The organism is Hyphomicrobium sp. (genome assembly GCF_036833075.1).
Taxonomy (GTDB): domain Bacteria; phylum Pseudomonadota; class Alphaproteobacteria; order Rhizobiales; family Hyphomicrobiaceae; genus Hyphomicrobium_C.
Genome location: NZ_DAITQL010000093.1, coordinates 1 through 15,360 on the forward strand (window position 1 = coordinate 1; position 15,360 = coordinate 15,360).

Below are 15,360 nucleotides of genomic sequence, written 5' to 3' on the forward strand. Positions count from 1 at the left end.
AGGAAAGCGCCAAGCGTGCGCTCGAAGTCGCGGCGGCTGGCGGCCATAACCTGCTAATATGAGAAACTATGGACCTCAGTCACTCGCGGTCGGCCTTCTCGGCTTTCCGGCCAATACGCCGCCGCGCCTCTATGGAGAGGTCCTATGTCTGTCACCGCGAACCGCTTCAGCGGCACTCGCATCATTGTCGGCGCATCCGCCGCCGCTCTGGCCGCCGCCTCGGCTGGCTTCGGTGCCTTCTACGCATGGCACAACGGCGGCCACCACGGTCCCGTGCTCGGCGGTCTGTCAGTTCTTATGGCGCTCGGCCTAGAGGGCGCGAAGCCGTTCGCCATTGAAGGCGTCTTCACGGCGCTCCGCTCATGGTCCCTTGGCCGTGCGGTGGCGATGGCGCTGCTCGGCACCGTCGCCGTAGGGTACAGCCTCACGGCCGAGCTTTCGCTCATGGCCTCCATCCGCGCCGACACCGCCGCCGAGCGCACCCTTGCCGGTGACGCTGCTGCCGCTGCCCGCGCTCGCTACGCCGACGCCAAAGCCGAGCTTGCCACCCTGCCCGCTGCCCGTCCCGCTGGCACCATCGCCGCCGAGATCGCGCGGCTCAAGACGACGCCGGGGCTCGTCTCCTGCGACGACACCGCCGCGAAGGGTTACGGCCCGATCACGCGCCGCGTCTGCGCCGAGATCGCCACGCTACGCGGCGAGGCTGAGATCGCTGCCCAGCGTGAGCGCCTACGCCACGCCCTGGCAACCGCCGAGCGCGACATGGCCACGACACCGCCGACCACCAAGGCCGACCCTGCCGCGTCTGCCCTGGCAACCTATCTCGCCGCCCTCGGTATCACGATTGCCGTCGCAAGCCTTTCGGACTGGCTCGCCCTCATGCCGGTGCTGGCCCTTGAGATCGGCTCGGCCCTCGCCGCCGTGCTCGTCTCTGCCAGCGGCCAACGCCACCACGGAACACGGCTCGGAACGGCTCGCCCCGGCGTCGGAACAGACGGCCGCACGAAAGCTCCCCACGCGACTTCTGAGGCCGTTCCCAAAGGCGGCCCCGAGGCGGCCTCTACGATCCCCTGCGGCGGCTCTTTCACGGGCCTCAAAGCGGCCCTCTTGGAACACCTTGAAGCGCACGGCGGGAGCATCCGCAGCGGCCAGCGTCGCCTCGCCAAGGCGCTTGGCACGTCCACCACCGAGTTGCATCGAACCATTCATTCCCTGGCAGCGGCCGGTGTCATTGCCCTCAGCGCCGCGCCCACGGGCACCGAGCTTCGCCTCATGTCATGAGCGCACCGAGCGCCCTGCACGAGCCCGAAGGCGAGGGCTGAAGAAAAACACTGAGGCCCGAACGTCCACATGAACATCCGCAACCGCATCAGCATAGGAGATAGACCGATGCACACTGCCACCGAGACCGCTGCTCCCGCCGCCTCGATCTACCAGCCCGGCGAGGCTCTGACACGCGAAGTCACGATCCGCGAGTTTGTCGCCATCGCTGCTCCCGGTCTTGTTCAAGAGTTTGACGATTGCGAGTGCTGGCATGAGCTTGTCGAGGAAGGCCACGAGGAAGCCCGCCGCCTTGCCCTACCGGTCTCACCAGCGGCCCGCTATCCGCTCGTCGTATGGGATGCAGCATGGGCCAATCGCGGCTTTTGATCCGCCCACTCTGCGCCTGGCCGTCACCTTCTTGACCAAATGAAAAGGGGCCTTCGCGGCCCCTTCTCTTATGCGTTCTCTGCGGCCCTATCGGCCCTGTAAGCCGTCTGCCGCTTCAGCCCTCGCTCTGCCATCGCCCGGTACACTGACGAGCGGCCGATGCCGAGCTTCTTGGCGACGACGGTCGGGCTCTCGCCCGCCGCCAGCATCGCCTCAACCTCTCCGGCCTTGGCGCGAGCGGTGGGCTTGCGGCCCTTGAACTTGCCTTCGGCCTTCGCCTTGGCAATTCCTTCTCGCTGTCGTTCGAGCATCATGGAACGTTCGAACTCTGCGACCGACCCGAGCACGTTCAGCATGAGCTTTCCCGTGGCCGTGGTCGTGTCCAGGTTCATGGCGAGGATGCGGAGCCCTGCCCCCTTCGCCTCGATCCGATCCACGATAGCCAGCAAGTCCCGCATCGAACGCGCGAGCCTGTCCAGCTTCGTGACAACGAGACTGTCGCCGTCTCTGAGGTAGTCAATCGCGGCCTCTAGCTGTTCACGCTGAGCGACCGACGACACCTGTTCCGCGAACACCTTGCTACAGCCCGCCGCCTCAAGGTCTCGCTTCTGCGCCTCGAACCCGGCAATCTGCTCAAGGGTGGAAGTCCGCGCATAACCGATCTGCATTGCCGTGCCTCCATTCCTCGAAGCCATGCGCCGCATGACTTAAAGACATGATGACACAAACGCCCCAAAATTGCAATACGGCTCATGCGGGACGCATTCGAGGCTGCCCTGACGGCGCTCCGAGTGAGTCACTAGGGCAGGGTTTTTGGGACAAACAGCTCAGGCAGATCGACAATGCCCGCCTCTATCCGCAAACCTACACACATCTCTTGCGATATGGAGGTCGGTATGAGCGGAAACTTCTGGTGGAGCTTGGGCGATTGGAGCGGGCATCACGGAACGGAGCTTGCGCTTCACCGAATAGCTTGTGGCTTTTGCGAAGAGGAAGGAAATTTCCAACGAGAACACCGCGCTTCGCGCACGTCAAAATCCCGAAACAAAACGTTGAACTATGATATCTACCGCTGCAACGGATGCGGCAACTTCACGATGGTGTTTTGGACAGGGGGCAACCGCTGCCATGACTACCGACAAGTTCCTTGGCCGACCCAAACCAAGACGTTTCCCGAACACTGGCCGAAAGATGTCGGCCGATATTGGTTACAGGCTCGACGGAGCTTAGAGGGCGACAACTGGGACGCGGCGGCGGTGATGGCCCGAAGCGGTTTGCAGCTTCTACTACGCCGCGACAATGCTGACGGCCAAACTCTTCTCAAAGAGATTGACGACCTTGCGTCCAAAGGCAGGATACCACCTGTTGTGCGTGAGTGGGCGCATGAGCTTCGAGTTCTCGGAAACGAAGCCGCCCATCCCACACCGGGAAGCCTTGGAGTAGCGGGGCAAGATGCCCGACGCGTAGTGAAGTTCCTGCGCGTCCTCTTGGAACTTCTCGTTGATCTGCCGCATGAAATTGCGCAGTACCGCAGCGAAAAATCATAAGTTACCCGCAGGGCAAACGGGGGGAGACAGCCACTTCTCGTCCCCGGCCCTGGCTTGGCCGTCACTACTGCTGACGGCGGCGGCCTCCGTTCGCAACGTGTATACCGCGTTAGAGGACTTCCGCGCCTTCCTCGGGTCGAAACCGCCCCCAAGCTCAACGCGACTCTCGTTGTCGGCACCGGCCATAGCGGTTGACACATCGCAGGGCGGGAGCATAGGAGACCGGGGAACACCCCCGCCCCGCGAGCGCAGCGACCATCGCAGCCAAGCAACCAACGCACGTCGCACGGTGCGGAGGGCGGAAGCGCATCGTGTCGGTGAGCGTTTGCGGCGCTGATGGTCGAATAGAATGCTATTGAGCGGCGGCCCCCAGTGGGGGGATAGGCCCTGCCAGGGATTATCTAATACCGCTTCAGAAATGCGCCCCAAAACATTCGGGGCCTTCGCCCTATGCCCCTCGGGTCCCATCCAGTACCGCTTGCCCCACACTACGTGGCGGCCTGAACGGCCGACTATAGCAGAGCGTCTACGGTTCCCTGATGCGCGTCCGGAAAGGCAACGCAAAGGCCGCCCCGAAGCCTCGCGCGTGGGGGGCCTCGGGACGGCAACTATTGGTCATGAAAATGCTTGGTAGTAACGGGACGGATTATCCCCAAGCTGATCATTAGGCGCAAGACCTCTGCCGCCCTAGGGGCGACATGCCTACGTGATCCCAAACCATCGACACCTCCGCGAGAGGGTATGAGCATGGGGCCATCCCGGTACGCCCATACCCCCTCTGCGGCTTACTCGTGCCGTTCGCGGTCAGCGCCGCCCGGCTGAGCTTCCGCCATGTTGCGCGACACCCAGCCCCTGCCGAACCACCATCGAAGCCATAAATCGTAGTGCTCTTGCTTCAGCCAGTGCGTTACAGCCGCCACGCTCATGCCGGTCTCGGCTGCGACCTGCGTAAGCGTCTTCGCTCGATACGGATGAAGCCCGCGCCTCGCTCTGTCTGCATCGTAGACAAGATGATGTCCGTCAGCGAGATACCCCGCGAGCTTCGCCTGATGGTGCGTCGGCCAATAGCTTTTCCGGCTCTTGGCGATGGCCCTCGGCGTCAGTGGATTGGCGCGGCGTGAATGCTTCTTATCAGAAGTCATTGCTGCGCACCTCCGCCCAGGCGTCTTCGTTCTCATCGGTGACGTTCCAATGCTCTGCAAGGAACCGCACCAAGGAGGGCGAATAAATCTCCAACGTCCGCGCGGTCACTTCCTTCTGAGTCCTGAGCTTCGCCCCGAACACCTGTCGGAGCTTTTCTGCCCGCGCCTCGGCTTCGCGTTCGACCCACTCTTTGTCGTACTCCTTAGCTTCCTTTCCGAACATCCTCGCTTCGTTCCAAGTCATTTCCTCCGGCGTCTTCATACCGCTCGTGTGGAAGTCGTCCGCCTTCTCGGTGTGCTCGCGGATTGCCTTCGCGATCCTCCGCATGTTAGCGACCGTGCCGTCTGCGACTGTCGTCGCCCGGACAATCTCCGCCTTGGAGTTAGCCCCGAGCACGACCAGACGCCACGCCGCTTCAAGCTTGTCGTTCCGGCTCATGGGGAGCTTGTCGCGCGAGTTGCGCTTGATCGCCTCGCTCACCGCGTCGTCCAGCGTCCCGCCGAACCATTCCACGGGGATTGGCCCCGTCACCTTCGCTTCACGGTACGCGGCAAGCCTATGGTGACCATCAACACAATACACGTCGCGCCCGATGCCCGTGACAAGGATAGGGTCCAGCTTCGCGGCTGCCCCGCCAGCCTTCAAGGCGCGGGCCAGCTCCCGGACGTGATAGTCGTCTTCGTCCTGTCCGCCCCGAGGCTGAAACACTGCCGGGCATGATCGTATCCGCGAAATGTCGATCTCGGATGCGCCTTCCTCTGCCGGACGGCCTTTACGCTCCGCGAGCTTCTTCAGCCGCGCCAGCTCCCGGTGAAACGCCTCCGGGCCTTCGTGCTTCGCCATCGTCTACTGGCCTTCCCGGCCGCCCCGCCTATGCAATTGCACACCCCAAAGGAATGCATGGGCCATCGCCGCCGAGCAGTGGCGTAGCGACTCTTTTGCCTGTTCGCACGTCCACTGACGATACATGGTCGCTTCTTTCATAGGGTCTCCTAAGTTGCTGTTTCAATTGTTCATGAGTTGTCGCCCGTGCCGTGCTTCGGGCTGGCCTATGCAAATGCACACCCCAAAGGAATGCATAGGCCCGTAAAGGGGAACGTAATGCCGCCCCATCTCCGCACTGCCCGTGTTTCCATGAAGGGGAAGTCTATTCCAGGGCGGCGCTGTCACGGTTCTTCAAAGACGGTAACCTTTAAATCGCCTTCAAGCGGCTCCTGCGTTCCTCAAAAAGGGGGACCTTTTAAATCGCCCTCAGCCCCTCCTAGCGTTCCCCAAGGAGGGCAACTCAATTCCCGGAGGCCGCCCCGCCGCCCCTCGCAAAACCGTCTAGGAAGCCCGTACAGACTCGTTTGGCTTCCCTGAGCCCTTCCCCCCTGCCAAGCCCCAAACGGCCCTGTGCGGGCTCGCTAGGGGCCTCTGAAGGCGGCGACCAGGTGCGGCTCTGGTCCGCCGGTCCGCCATCAGCGGAAGCCAATGCAGCGCTCGAAAAATGCATTAGCGTATTCGAGTTCCCTAAGGATTTCGAGGCCGGGCGAAGACTTCCAGAGCTGGGGAGCTTGCTCACCCGTGAGGATGTGGTTGAAGGCGGTGAGATTTCTCATGAGAACCGTGGTGGCTATCCGGGATAGCGCAGCATCTTTGGGATATTCGCAGGCCGCGCGACAAACGATGTCTGCCTTGATGAGGCCCGCGAGCAGGTGTGTGGCAGCTTTCTGGTAGGCGGATGTGGTGGGGAGGTCATACGCATCAAAAAGGTCTCCGAGCTGGTTCGGCCAGTTTTCCCGGTTCTTTGAAAGCCCGGCCCAAGTTTCCTTGAAGGCCGCGAGCAGTTTGGAGCGTGTCTCCGGATAGGCAAAGTCAATCGTGGCTCCTTGCAGGACGTATTGGTTACCCCGAACCTGCCCTGCGATGTGGGCAACGGCTTCGCGAGCCCGGGCTTCAAGACTTGGGATTTTGTTTGCAGGGAACTTTTTCGAGAACAGGCCGAACATGGAATTTTCTCTTTGGCTCCGCCAATTGTTCGCATATCCATCGTCGTACGGGGCAGTAGCCGCCCCCAAGGCCGAAGCGGCCCCCACTGACTACCCCTCCGCATCCTCCATCGGCCACGCAAAGTTCAATTCACTCTCCCCACCGTGCTGCCATTCAAACCGCAGCCGCCCATTCTTGCGGTCCACTACGACCGCCTTGAGCAACTGTCTCAGCACTGCATTTATCTCGGCTCTTTCAGCATCCGCCGCAATCAGATCGTGCGCTTTAGCAAGTCGCTTCTCGACGCTTGCCCTAGATGCCGCCTCAATCTTTTCCAGAAGCGCGTTATGCTCCTTCCTGCAGCGCTCCCGCTCGGCTTCTAGTGCCCTCATGCGATCCCGCAAAGTGGCGCTATCGCCGCCTAATGCGATGCTGTCCGCAATGTTGCGCAGCATCTCGTCAATGGCCTCTTGGGTCGTCTCAAGGCGCTCCATCTCGGCGTCTAGACCCTCATCCCCGGTGGGCGCCGTCCCGATCAAGAACGCAATGTCGTCGCGGATTGCCCGCTCCACATCCTCGACATTTACGGCCTGATAGGAACACCCCGCTCCCACCTTTGCCTTTGTGCAGACCAGCTTAGGCTTCCCACCCTTCGGCCCCTTGTACACTCGCGTCATGGCCTCTTCGCAGAGCCCGCACCGAGCTATTCCTGCCAGCATGTGGGTCGGCCTACGTGTGCCCTTAGGGGAGGGCTGGCGGCGTCCCCCTAGGCGCATCGCTTGGACGTCATTAAACAGATCGTCGTCAATGATGCGCGGATAGTAGTTCGGCACGGGCTCACCCGGCGTTCTCACTCGTCTCCCCGTCACGTCATGAGATTGCGTGTGAGGTGTATACACCCCCACAACGGCCTCGCTCTCCAAGAGCTTCTTCACAAATGATCTGTGCCAGAGTTTGCCGCGACCGAACGTCGGCACCCCTTCTTGGTTTAGGGTGTGCGCAATGCTGTGCTGCCCGATGCCCCTGGCGGCCATCCTATAGACGCGTCGAACAACCCTCACTCGGTCTGGAATAAGCCGCCACTTCGGTGGCGTTTTTGTTCGATCAAGCCGCAGCCACGACGGTCCTCTCGCCGTCAACGGCGTTTCGGCCGCCTTTCTACGCTTGGCTTCCCATGCATCGCGAACCCTTCGGCCCTTTGTTGCGCTTTCCTCATGGGCTCGGATCATAACCATGAGGCTTTCAAAGATGCGAAATGGATTGTTGGCAAGCTCATCGCGACTCCAAACCCGCTCGTCTTGCAGGGTGACTATCGAGACGTCAGCATTGATGATCTGCTGAAACACGGGCATCGCATCCCAGGGGTTAGCGCGGCTGATGCGGTCTAAGCTCTCCACCAGCAGGAAGGACCCCGGCGCCACTAAGCCATCGTCTATGGCTTCGAGGAACTTGCCGAGTGCGCCTTGTCTCACGTTCTTGGCTCGGAACGCGCTCACGCCCTCGTCAGACATGCGCAGTTCGTCGTCGAGCACGAGCCCGTGCTTTGCGGCGTATTTTTCCGCCAACTGCAACTGACGTCGGCGGCTGTCACCCTGCCCTTGCTCGGGCGTAGAAAAGCGCAGATAGGAATACGCTTTCGGCTTTGCTTTCTTGCGGCCCATGGCTCCTTCCCGGCGTTTGACGGATGGGAAGGTAAAGCCGCGCAAGGTCTATTGTAAATATCGTGCTCATGATCGGCCCGCCCGGCTCCGGCAAATCCATGCTCGCCGCGCGGCTGCCATCGATCCTGCCGCCGCTCTCGCCGGAGGAGATGCTCGGCATTGCGTAGCAAACGCACCATCCCCGTTGTCCACAGCCCAACTCATTGATGTTATTTATTTTATTTCGCTTATCCCCAACCCCGCGTGGATAACGTTTAATTCCTGGGGATAGAGAAGAGTTGGGGATGGTGTGAGGGAGTCGAATCACGACTTATCTCTCTCATGACCCAAGATGAGCAAATCCTTCGTCGACTAGGCGAGCGCAGGGCTGAGCTAGCCAAGCGCCGTCAAGAGATTGCGCAAACAATCGAGGCCCTACGAGCGGAAGACGCTGAACTGGCTCGACGAGACGAGGAGTTGCAAATCACAGCGCGAAACCTTCCGGACCTTCTCCTCAATGAGGATCGCGCCCCTCAGTCGCTGGGAGACATGGCCGCCAGTGTCGTTGCTGCCATTGAGCCAGTTCCAGAGCGGAGGAAGCGGAAGCCGGATGACCTCCCACCGATCCTCCAAATGGCCGATGAGGCCCTTGCCTACTTTGAGACGCAAGGAGTCATGAAAGCGACGGCGCCGGACATCGCCAAGTTCATGCGCGCGCGATATTGGCCTGAGGCGAAAGCGCAATTCATACAAGGTCAACTCTGGCGCGCAGCTAAACGCGGCGAGTTCATCAAAACTGGCGGCTATTACAGCCGAACCGATCATGCCCGCAATCGAGCGCGGGTTCAGAAAGCAGAAGGCCTCGCAACCGAAGTCGCAAGGCCTTCTCTATCGAATGGCGAAACCGGCGCTTACCCGGTCTAGCCTAGGGGGGATCGGGCACCGTTATGTGCGTCGCTCGATCCTCCCGCCACCATCACCAACCCCGCGCCCAGCAGGTGCACACAGAAAGGAGGTTCGCGTGTCTTGGCAACACACCCGGAGATTACCGGCTCCCCTCTGATGAGGGATTAGCGACGCGCGGATTGTACACTAAGTGTGAATCCGCGCGTCAATTTTCAACGCGATTCCACAGCTAATGCAAGTCGTCCAATCGGATGACCGAGCATCCTATTGCCGAAAAGCATTGAAGCATGAACGCGGCCGTGAAACCGCCCCTACTGATTTTGTTTGCTATGTTCCGCTCGCTCTCAGGAATGCCCATCGCCGTCAGCTTATCGGCCAGCTCCCGATAGGAGACGTTTCGGCGTTTAAGCTCTGCCTTCAGGAGCCCCTTGGCTCGTTCTGCCCAATCGTCGTCTCGCATGTGCACCATCGAATCAGATGAGAAAATCATCATATTCGATGTTTTCACCCTTGACAACGATGTGTGATGTCATCATATCTGATGTACTTCACATCGGATATGATGACAAATGGCCACCCACTTCCTCCTCACAGCAAAGGCCCGGAGCATTTCGCTCCGCGATGTCTTTTGCATGGGCGAGGACAGGGCGTGGAGCCTCTTCAAGCAGATGCGTTGGCCGGAGACGGACGGGAAACCGGTCTGTCCGAAGTGCAATCATACCGAAGCCTATGAGATCACGACACGCCGCAAGCACAAGTGCAAGGCTTGCTCCCATCAGTTCTCGGTCACGTCGGGCACCATCCTTGCCAGCCGCAAGATGAGCTACACCGATCTGCTCGCGGCCATCGTCATTCTGATCAACGGCGCCAAGGGTATTTCCGCTCTTCAGCTTTCGCGGGATCTCGACTGCCAGCACAAGACTGCTTTCGTGCTGGCTCACAAGCTCCGCGAAGCAATGGCTTACGAGATCAAAGGCGCGGAACTCAATGGCACGGTTGAAGTGGATGGCGCCTATTTCGGTGGACACATCCGCCCCGCCAACCGTGCCGAAGACCGCATTGACCGCCGTCTGGCGAAGAACCAGACCGGCAAACGCCGCGTCGTCGTCGTCGCTCGCGAGCGCAAGGGCCGCACGATGACCACAGTCACGAAGTCAGAGGCCGATGGCGTTCCGTTCGTTGCGAAAGTTGTCGCTCCGGAGTCTGTTATTCACGCTGACGAGGCTTCGCATTGGGATGCGCTGCACGCGAAGTACAAGGCCTATCGCATCAATCACCAGCAGGCTTATTCCCTCAACGGTGCTTGCACGAACCAAGCCGAGAGCTTTTTAGCTCGCCTCCGCCGGATGGTGGACGGGCAGCACCATCATGTGAGCCCGCAGCACCTCCACCAGTACGCAGCCCACGCGGCGTGGATGGAAGATCATCGCCGCCTCGACAACGGCACTCTCGCAAAGCGAGTGGTTAGCCTCGCAATGGCGCGTCCGGTGTCGAGGCAGTGGAAGGGGTATTGGCAGCGGTAAGGATTGATTGAGCCCCACTAAGTGTGGACGCGGTTGAATGTGCGACCCACTAAATCTAGGGGATAACAATTGACGGTCGCGATCATAACGGGAAATGATGCTGCGTCGATTCGTCGACATAAAAGCGAACCCCACCCGTTGGAGCGGGTGGGGCTGTTAGAACCCGCCGGGTGGGGCGGGGTGTGATCACCGTCGGACAATGAGTCCGCTTCGGTGTCATTGTCAAGCCCCGCCCGGCGTCTCACGGAGAAAATCCATATGAGACGCGATGTTAGAAAGCCGAGTTATCGGCTCACTTTCGAAGACGCTGTGAACATTTGGATTCGATACTGGGACGGTGAGTTCCAGAATCGGATTGCAGCGGACTACGATGTCAATTCTGCGCGAGTGAATGAAGTTGTTAAGGAAACTTTGCATCCTGGAAGTCGCGCTGAAGCACTCAGGCGCTATAGGAAGAGCGCTTAACGCAGAAGGGGTGGCTGGCCTACGGGCCAGCCATTCGATCACATGCCGTCCGGCTACGAGAAATCCCCCGACTACGGCGGCCCTGATCCGGACTGGCCATCATGGCTCGCCTTGGTCGTCATGGTGATCGTCGCGGCGATAGGAGTCTATGCGTGGCTATTTGACTAGGGACCAGAGGACGGACATTCCCGGTCCAGGCTTGGACGCCGCAATCTGCCGGTCTCTGAGTCCCCGCAGCGCAACCCCCACTCTCTTGGTCATCAACCGCTGCAACCGTCCGTCCGTCCGATCTAGAGCCCGTTCAACGATGAGCTGGGCTGCAATGTCGGACGATGTGAGGGGTTCGGACGCTTTCCGCATCACGCCTAGGATGATCCGGGTCATTTCCCCGCGCTTGGACCAGTCCTCGGGAGGGCGGAACGCCTTGGGCTTGATAGAGGCGATCTCGTAGGACGGATCGAATAGGAGCAAAGTTGCGTCTAACTTCTCTAAAGCTGAAATCTTGTCAGACAGCTCCCGTTGCAGCCGCTCGATATCCCCGGAAAGCTCCGCTCGTTTCCTCGAAAGTGCCGTAATCACGTGGGGCTCTGCCATTCCGTACTCGAACTGATGAGTCGGGATAGGAGCGAAGATGGCACGGAACACCAGTCCATTCAGAAAGACCTCTAAGCCGACGAAGCCCCCAGCCCCGAGAAACACGGTGCTTGAGCAGGCACTTTGCAACGCAATCGCTAAGCGCCTACGCGTGTCCCTTCAATATGAAGACGACATGCTAGCCAGAACATTTGAGCCGCACGCCGTTTATCATACGTCCACCGGCAAGGTTTGCGTCGCCGGGAACGTGACCGCCAATCCGAACGACTATTCGGACAAGCTAGGGCCGCACAATTTCGAGGTTGGGCGCATTCGGTCGGTCAGGGCCACCGAGGCCAAATTCATTCCTGATCCGCGTTTCGACCGGCACGATGCCAAGTACAGTAACGGCATCCTGTGTGCGGTCTAGGTAAGCCAAGATGGATTGTAGATCCGCCTTGGCGGCTTCCGCCGCTGTTTCCAAATCTAGCGTCTTAAAGGAATTGAGAGCGCTTTCGACCCAGTACCGGATCTGATCCGGGTGCGGTGTTAGCTTTACGATCATCTATGCCTCCGAAGAGCGCAACGGCTCGGTTGGTGCGTTTGCTACGCAATGCCGCGAACGTCCCAACACCGTCGCTGGCTTGATCGCCAAGCACAAGGATCTTCTAGACCTCAGAGAACGCTACCAAGCGGAGATCAAGAAACTGACGGTCGACATAGACCACCTCGACGCTTGCATCCGACTGTTCGATCCGAACGCGGATACGTCCGAGATAAAGCAGTACGTGACGCGGCACCGTGCCCAGAAGGGAACTGTGAAGCGGTTCGTTCTGAATACGTTACGAGAGGCAACTAGTCCGATGACGTCACGGCAGCTCACCGAACTGTGGGCGCAAGATCGCGGACTTGCTGCCGACGAGGTCACGCTGTCCATAATCCGAAAGCGTATTGGCGCCTGCATAAAGGGTTGCGTGAACCAAGACCTGATCGAGTGCGTAGGACAGACAACGGACCACGGCCCTAACGGACCTTACAAGCTCTGGAGACTAAAGAGGGGCGGTCAGTGACCGCCCCTCCAATGGCTAGGCCCTCGGGAAGTCCGACGGTAGCGCCTTCGCAGGCGGGATGTCGGGGAAGCGACGACCCTTCATCACATCTGCGATACGGCCCTGATTAATCTGGAAGTACGACGCGATACGCGCATAGTTGTACTTCATCTTACGGGCCAACTTAATCACCGGGACCATGTCCGGCGTCAGTTTTCGGTCCTGCATATTCACTTCCTTTTGTATGCAGTGACCGCTAAGCGGTTGACGGATTCACCGTGATGAATCATAGTCGTAAGCGTTGGAGCTAAAGACCGCCTTGCGGTCTGGTTGGTGGTCTGAGATCATTCTCAGACCGGCTTGGAGCCGAGGCTTTCGCCTCGACCCCTGCCGCCCTCGTGGCGACTGCTCACCTAACCGGGTCTCGAACACCCGGTTAGGTCAGGCGGTGGCATATCGGTTCCATTACCTATCCTCCTTTCCTCAGCGCGGTTTAGCTTGGCTGATTCCCAGCGTTCTTGGTCTTCAAGAACGTGATTACCTTGATGATGGCGCTCATGACCTCAGGGTCTGCCGCTGCCTCAGTCATCAGATCAACCAGACGATATTCGAGAGCTTTCTCGGAGATGGGCGGCGTTGGCGGCGTGGGGTGGTCGCTATCCTCAGACGCACTGGTATCTGGCTTCTTGCGCTGCTGAGCGCTCTTTCGCGAGCTTGGGGACGAGGCAATCGGAGTACGTGTCTCTAGGTGCTTGGAGACCGGGATATCGGCGGCTTTGGCTGCGGCGAGAAAAAATGAGGCGATTTTGTCGATCGTTGAACCGGCGACGCCGAACTCATCTCGGATGTGCTCATTGAACTGGCCGGCGGTCATGTTCGTCAGGTCCATCCCCGGTGCAAACAGGGACGGGTAGCCGTCGATGACAATTTGGCGAAGCAGCATCGGTCGCTGCTCGTCGGACGCCTTCACATAGTCGATGAATCTCTGCGAGGGGGTGCCCTGTTCATTGATCATCTTGAGTGAAGTGAGCGATGCAAGTACACTGTAGATGACGCTGCCCGATGCGTTTCCAAACACAGAGCGGTCGATGCGGTTCGGTACGCCAGTGTCGCGCAACTTGTTGATAAAGCCGACAAATGCCGGAAACGTTGCGTATGGCGGCGCCATTTTCTTGGGTTTATCTGACATGGGTTTTGTACCCCGCTGCGGGCGTTGTGTGGCATTCTGTATCATGTCGCCACACAGAAGTCAACCGCCAGGAGAACAGGATGCAAAAAGTTTATGCGCGAGACGCAGAAGGGCACGAGAAACTCCTCGCGTTAGTGCGGAAGGAGGAGCGCACGGCCTACGTCTGCCCTATAGAGAAGTTTGACCCCAGCAACACCGATCTGTCTCTTGAGTTTGCGGTGGGCTTTCCAATCGCGGATGTCCGAGAAGTGCGGTCCGCCCCCAAGAGCTAGCTGCCGCGGCGCTGCCAGTAACCTGACCATGCCTTGGATTTCGGCGCTGCCGCAGCAGCTGTCACCAGCATGGCGAACTGGTTGCCGTTCGATTGACGACGCGCATTCTCCCGCCACGCGAGTTCGGTTGCGTAGGCGGAGAGATAAGGGCCGGCAATGTGGTGATGAACGCCGATTTCGGCGCGGCGCATGCGGCTGAAGAACGATTCAGCGTTGTTTGTGGAAGCACCGCCATCAGCGTAAGCGACTTGGTGATTGATTCGCTTTATCGGGAAGTTCGCGGCGAGCTGATCCCAATGGGATGCCTCATCAGCATGGACCGTCGCTCCACTGGCGATAGCGTTGCGGGCCAGCACAACGCCGTCCGCCTCGCGAGCGGTAACATAAGCAACAGTGCGGCCCTTACGCTCGCGCATGACGACTACGGACTGCCGCTTGCCTGACTGATTGGCCTTCTTGCGAAGGTCTTTCCGATCTACAGCCTTGTTCGCCGGTTTGACGTAACCGCCGAAGTACGCGCCGTCGATCTCGACATCGCCTTTCAGCGCGCCTTCGTCTCGCGCCAGCGCTATGGACTCTCGCATCTTGTGGAGGAGGACGAAGCAGCTTTTGTAATCGCAGCCGAGGTCCCGAGAGAGCTGCAGCGCGGAGTAGCCTTTCGCACCATTCGTGAAAATTGCGATTGCTCCGAGGATATCGCGAAGCATCAGCTTGCGGCTATGAAAGATCGTCCCAGACGTTAGGCTGAATTGCTTCTCGCATGCCTTGCACTTCCACACTTTGCGTTTGGCAAGGTGATAGTGCTTGGTGCCAGAACAGCGCGGGCAAACCGGATCGCCGTTGGTGCTCGCCCAGCGGATTGAGCGAAATGCAGTCTCGGCCTGGCGGTCGGTCATGCGAAGGACCTTCGTCAGCGAGAGTGTTTTTGCGGCGGGGGAGAGTAGGAAGTGTTGAGCCATTTTAATCACCTTATATGGTGATTCAAATATGAAGCTAGACCGATCATCGGTCAAGTGGTAAAATCACCAAAAGAGGTGATTTTTATGCCGTCTGTTACGCTAGCCACAAAAAAGGCCCCTCCCAAGCCGGAGGCGCGCAAGGCCCTGCCCATAAACGCGGAGTACGAGGAGAAGGCTAAGGCGCTCCTCCGATATGCCATGGCTCAAAAGGGCGTTGGAATAGAAGAACTGGCAACCCGCCTAAACGACATGGGAGTCGAAATAAGCGCTGGCGGGCTGGCTAACAAAATAAGCCGAGGCGGGTTCAGCAGCTCCTTCCTGCTTCAGTGCATGGATGCACTGGAGGTTAATTTGGCGGCTCTCCCTAGATAACCATATTTGGTGAGTTCGCCCCATAATACCGGAGTTTCAGCCCGCCGCACTCGATGCGCTGCGCCAGCCCCTCGAGACGGGCGAACTGATCATCGCGCGCG

General features: G+C 59.5%; 18 protein-coding genes and 2 pseudogenes. 10 read left to right on the plus strand and 10 right to left on the minus strand.

What is annotated here, in order from left to right:
• The 3 genes from V7082_RS21625 to V7082_RS18680 form a co-directional block, all read left to right on the plus strand.
• A partial coding sequence (locus V7082_RS21625) for an ATP-binding protein (RefSeq protein ID WP_442909821.1) occupies positions 1 to 62 on the plus strand: 62 nt, incomplete at its 5' end.
• An 82-nt stretch (positions 63 to 144) separates the two neighbouring features.
• Entirely contained in the window at positions 145 to 1,281 is a 1,137-nt protein-coding gene (locus V7082_RS18675) for a hypothetical protein (protein ID WP_334150929.1), read from the plus strand.
• 108 nt (positions 1,282 to 1,389) lie between these two features.
• Entirely contained in the window at positions 1,390 to 1,650 is a 261-nt protein-coding gene (locus V7082_RS18680) for a hypothetical protein (protein WP_334150931.1), read from the plus strand.
• A gap of 68 nt (positions 1,651 to 1,718) precedes the next feature.
• Here V7082_RS18680 and V7082_RS18685 read toward each other — a convergent pair whose 3' ends face one another.
• Positions 1,719 to 2,318 (minus strand): recombinase family protein, encoded by a 600-nt coding sequence (locus V7082_RS18685; protein WP_334150933.1) that lies wholly within the window; start codon positions 2,316 to 2,318, stop codon positions 1,719 to 1,721.
• Between the two features lie 228 nt (positions 2,319 to 2,546).
• On the opposite strand from V7082_RS18685, the gene V7082_RS18690 reads away from it, so the two are divergent.
• Positions 2,547 to 3,197 (plus strand): DUF4145 domain-containing protein, encoded by a 651-nt coding sequence (locus tag V7082_RS18690; RefSeq protein WP_334150934.1) that lies wholly within the window; start codon positions 2,547 to 2,549, stop codon positions 3,195 to 3,197.
• Positions 3,198 to 3,982: 785 nt separating this feature from the next.
• Here V7082_RS18690 and V7082_RS18695 read toward each other — a convergent pair.
• The 4 genes from V7082_RS18695 to V7082_RS18710 form a co-directional block, all read right to left on the minus strand.
• Positions 3,983 to 4,339, minus strand: coding sequence for a hypothetical protein (locus V7082_RS18695; RefSeq protein WP_334150936.1), 357 nt, complete (start codon positions 4,337 to 4,339; stop codon positions 3,983 to 3,985).
• Positions 4,329 to 5,183, minus strand: a complete 855-nt coding sequence (locus tag V7082_RS18700; RefSeq protein ID WP_334150938.1) for a ParB N-terminal domain-containing protein — start codon at positions 5,181 to 5,183, stop codon at positions 4,329 to 4,331. The genes V7082_RS18695 and V7082_RS18700 overlap by 11 nt, the downstream gene beginning before the upstream one ends.
• Before the next feature lie 617 nt (positions 5,184 to 5,800).
• Entirely contained in the window at positions 5,801 to 6,331 is a 531-nt protein-coding gene (locus tag V7082_RS18705) for a hypothetical protein (RefSeq protein ID WP_334150939.1), read from the minus strand.
• A 90-nt stretch (positions 6,332 to 6,421) separates the two neighbouring features.
• A complete protein-coding gene (locus V7082_RS18710; protein ID WP_334150941.1) occupies positions 6,422 to 7,972 on the minus strand; it encodes a recombinase family protein in 1,551 nt (516 codons plus the stop codon).
• Positions 7,973 to 8,034: 62 nt separating this feature from the next.
• On the opposite strand from V7082_RS18710, the pseudogene V7082_RS18715 reads away from it, so the two are divergent.
• Together V7082_RS18715 and V7082_RS18720 are read left to right on the plus strand one after the other, a co-directional pair.
• A pseudogene (locus V7082_RS18715) lies at positions 8,035 to 8,136 on the plus strand (ATP-binding protein); the annotation flags it as partial.
• A 157-nt stretch (positions 8,137 to 8,293) separates the two neighbouring features.
• Positions 8,294 to 8,875 carry a hypothetical protein gene (locus V7082_RS18720; RefSeq protein ID WP_334150943.1) on the plus strand — a complete coding sequence of 194 codons (582 nt, stop codon included), beginning with the start codon at positions 8,294 to 8,296 and terminating at the stop codon, positions 8,873 to 8,875.
• 211 nt (positions 8,876 to 9,086) lie between these two features.
• Here V7082_RS18720 and V7082_RS18725 read toward each other — a convergent pair whose 3' ends face one another.
• On the minus strand, positions 9,087 to 9,350 hold the full coding sequence (locus V7082_RS18725; RefSeq protein ID WP_334150944.1) for a DUF6471 domain-containing protein: 264 nt from the start codon (positions 9,348 to 9,350) through the stop codon (positions 9,087 to 9,089).
• 76 nt (positions 9,351 to 9,426) lie between these two features.
• Between V7082_RS18725 and V7082_RS18730 the strand changes: the two genes are divergently transcribed.
• Positions 9,427 to 10,380 (plus strand): IS1595 family transposase, encoded by a 954-nt coding sequence (locus V7082_RS18730; protein WP_334150946.1) that lies wholly within the window; start codon positions 9,427 to 9,429, stop codon positions 10,378 to 10,380.
• Positions 10,381 to 11,001: 621 nt separating this feature from the next.
• Here the strand turns inward: V7082_RS18730 and V7082_RS18735 are convergent.
• On the minus strand, positions 11,002 to 11,439 hold the full coding sequence (locus V7082_RS18735; RefSeq protein ID WP_334150947.1) for a hypothetical protein: 438 nt from the start codon (positions 11,437 to 11,439) through the stop codon (positions 11,002 to 11,004).
• A 37-nt stretch (positions 11,440 to 11,476) separates the two neighbouring features.
• Here V7082_RS18735 and V7082_RS18740 point away from each other — a divergent pair, with 37 nt between their 5' ends.
• On the plus strand, positions 11,477 to 11,848 hold the full coding sequence (locus V7082_RS18740; protein ID WP_334150949.1) for a hypothetical protein: 372 nt from the start codon (positions 11,477 to 11,479) through the stop codon (positions 11,846 to 11,848).
• A gap of 655 nt (positions 11,849 to 12,503) precedes the next feature.
• Here V7082_RS18740 and V7082_RS18745 read toward each other — a convergent pair.
• The 3 genes from V7082_RS18745 to V7082_RS18755 form a co-directional block, all read right to left on the minus strand.
• Entirely contained in the window at positions 12,504 to 12,695 is a 192-nt protein-coding gene (locus V7082_RS18745; protein ID WP_334150950.1) for a hypothetical protein, read from the minus strand.
• Between the two features lie 265 nt (positions 12,696 to 12,960).
• Entirely contained in the window at positions 12,961 to 13,656 is a 696-nt protein-coding gene (locus tag V7082_RS18750; protein ID WP_334150952.1) for a DUF5343 domain-containing protein, read from the minus strand.
• Positions 13,657 to 13,924: 268 nt separating this feature from the next.
• Positions 13,925 to 14,887 (minus strand): IS1595 family transposase, encoded by a 963-nt coding sequence (locus V7082_RS18755; protein WP_334150954.1) that lies wholly within the window; start codon positions 14,885 to 14,887, stop codon positions 13,925 to 13,927.
• Between the two features lie 84 nt (positions 14,888 to 14,971).
• Between V7082_RS18755 and V7082_RS18760 the strand changes: the two genes are divergently transcribed.
• Together V7082_RS18760 and V7082_RS18765 are read left to right on the plus strand one after the other, a co-directional pair.
• Positions 14,972 to 15,259 (plus strand): DUF6471 domain-containing protein, encoded by a 288-nt coding sequence (locus tag V7082_RS18760; protein WP_334150955.1) that lies wholly within the window; start codon positions 14,972 to 14,974, stop codon positions 15,257 to 15,259.
• Positions 15,260 to 15,284: 25 nt separating this feature from the next.
• A pseudogene (locus tag V7082_RS18765) lies at positions 15,285 to 15,360 on the plus strand (ATP-binding protein); the annotation flags it as partial.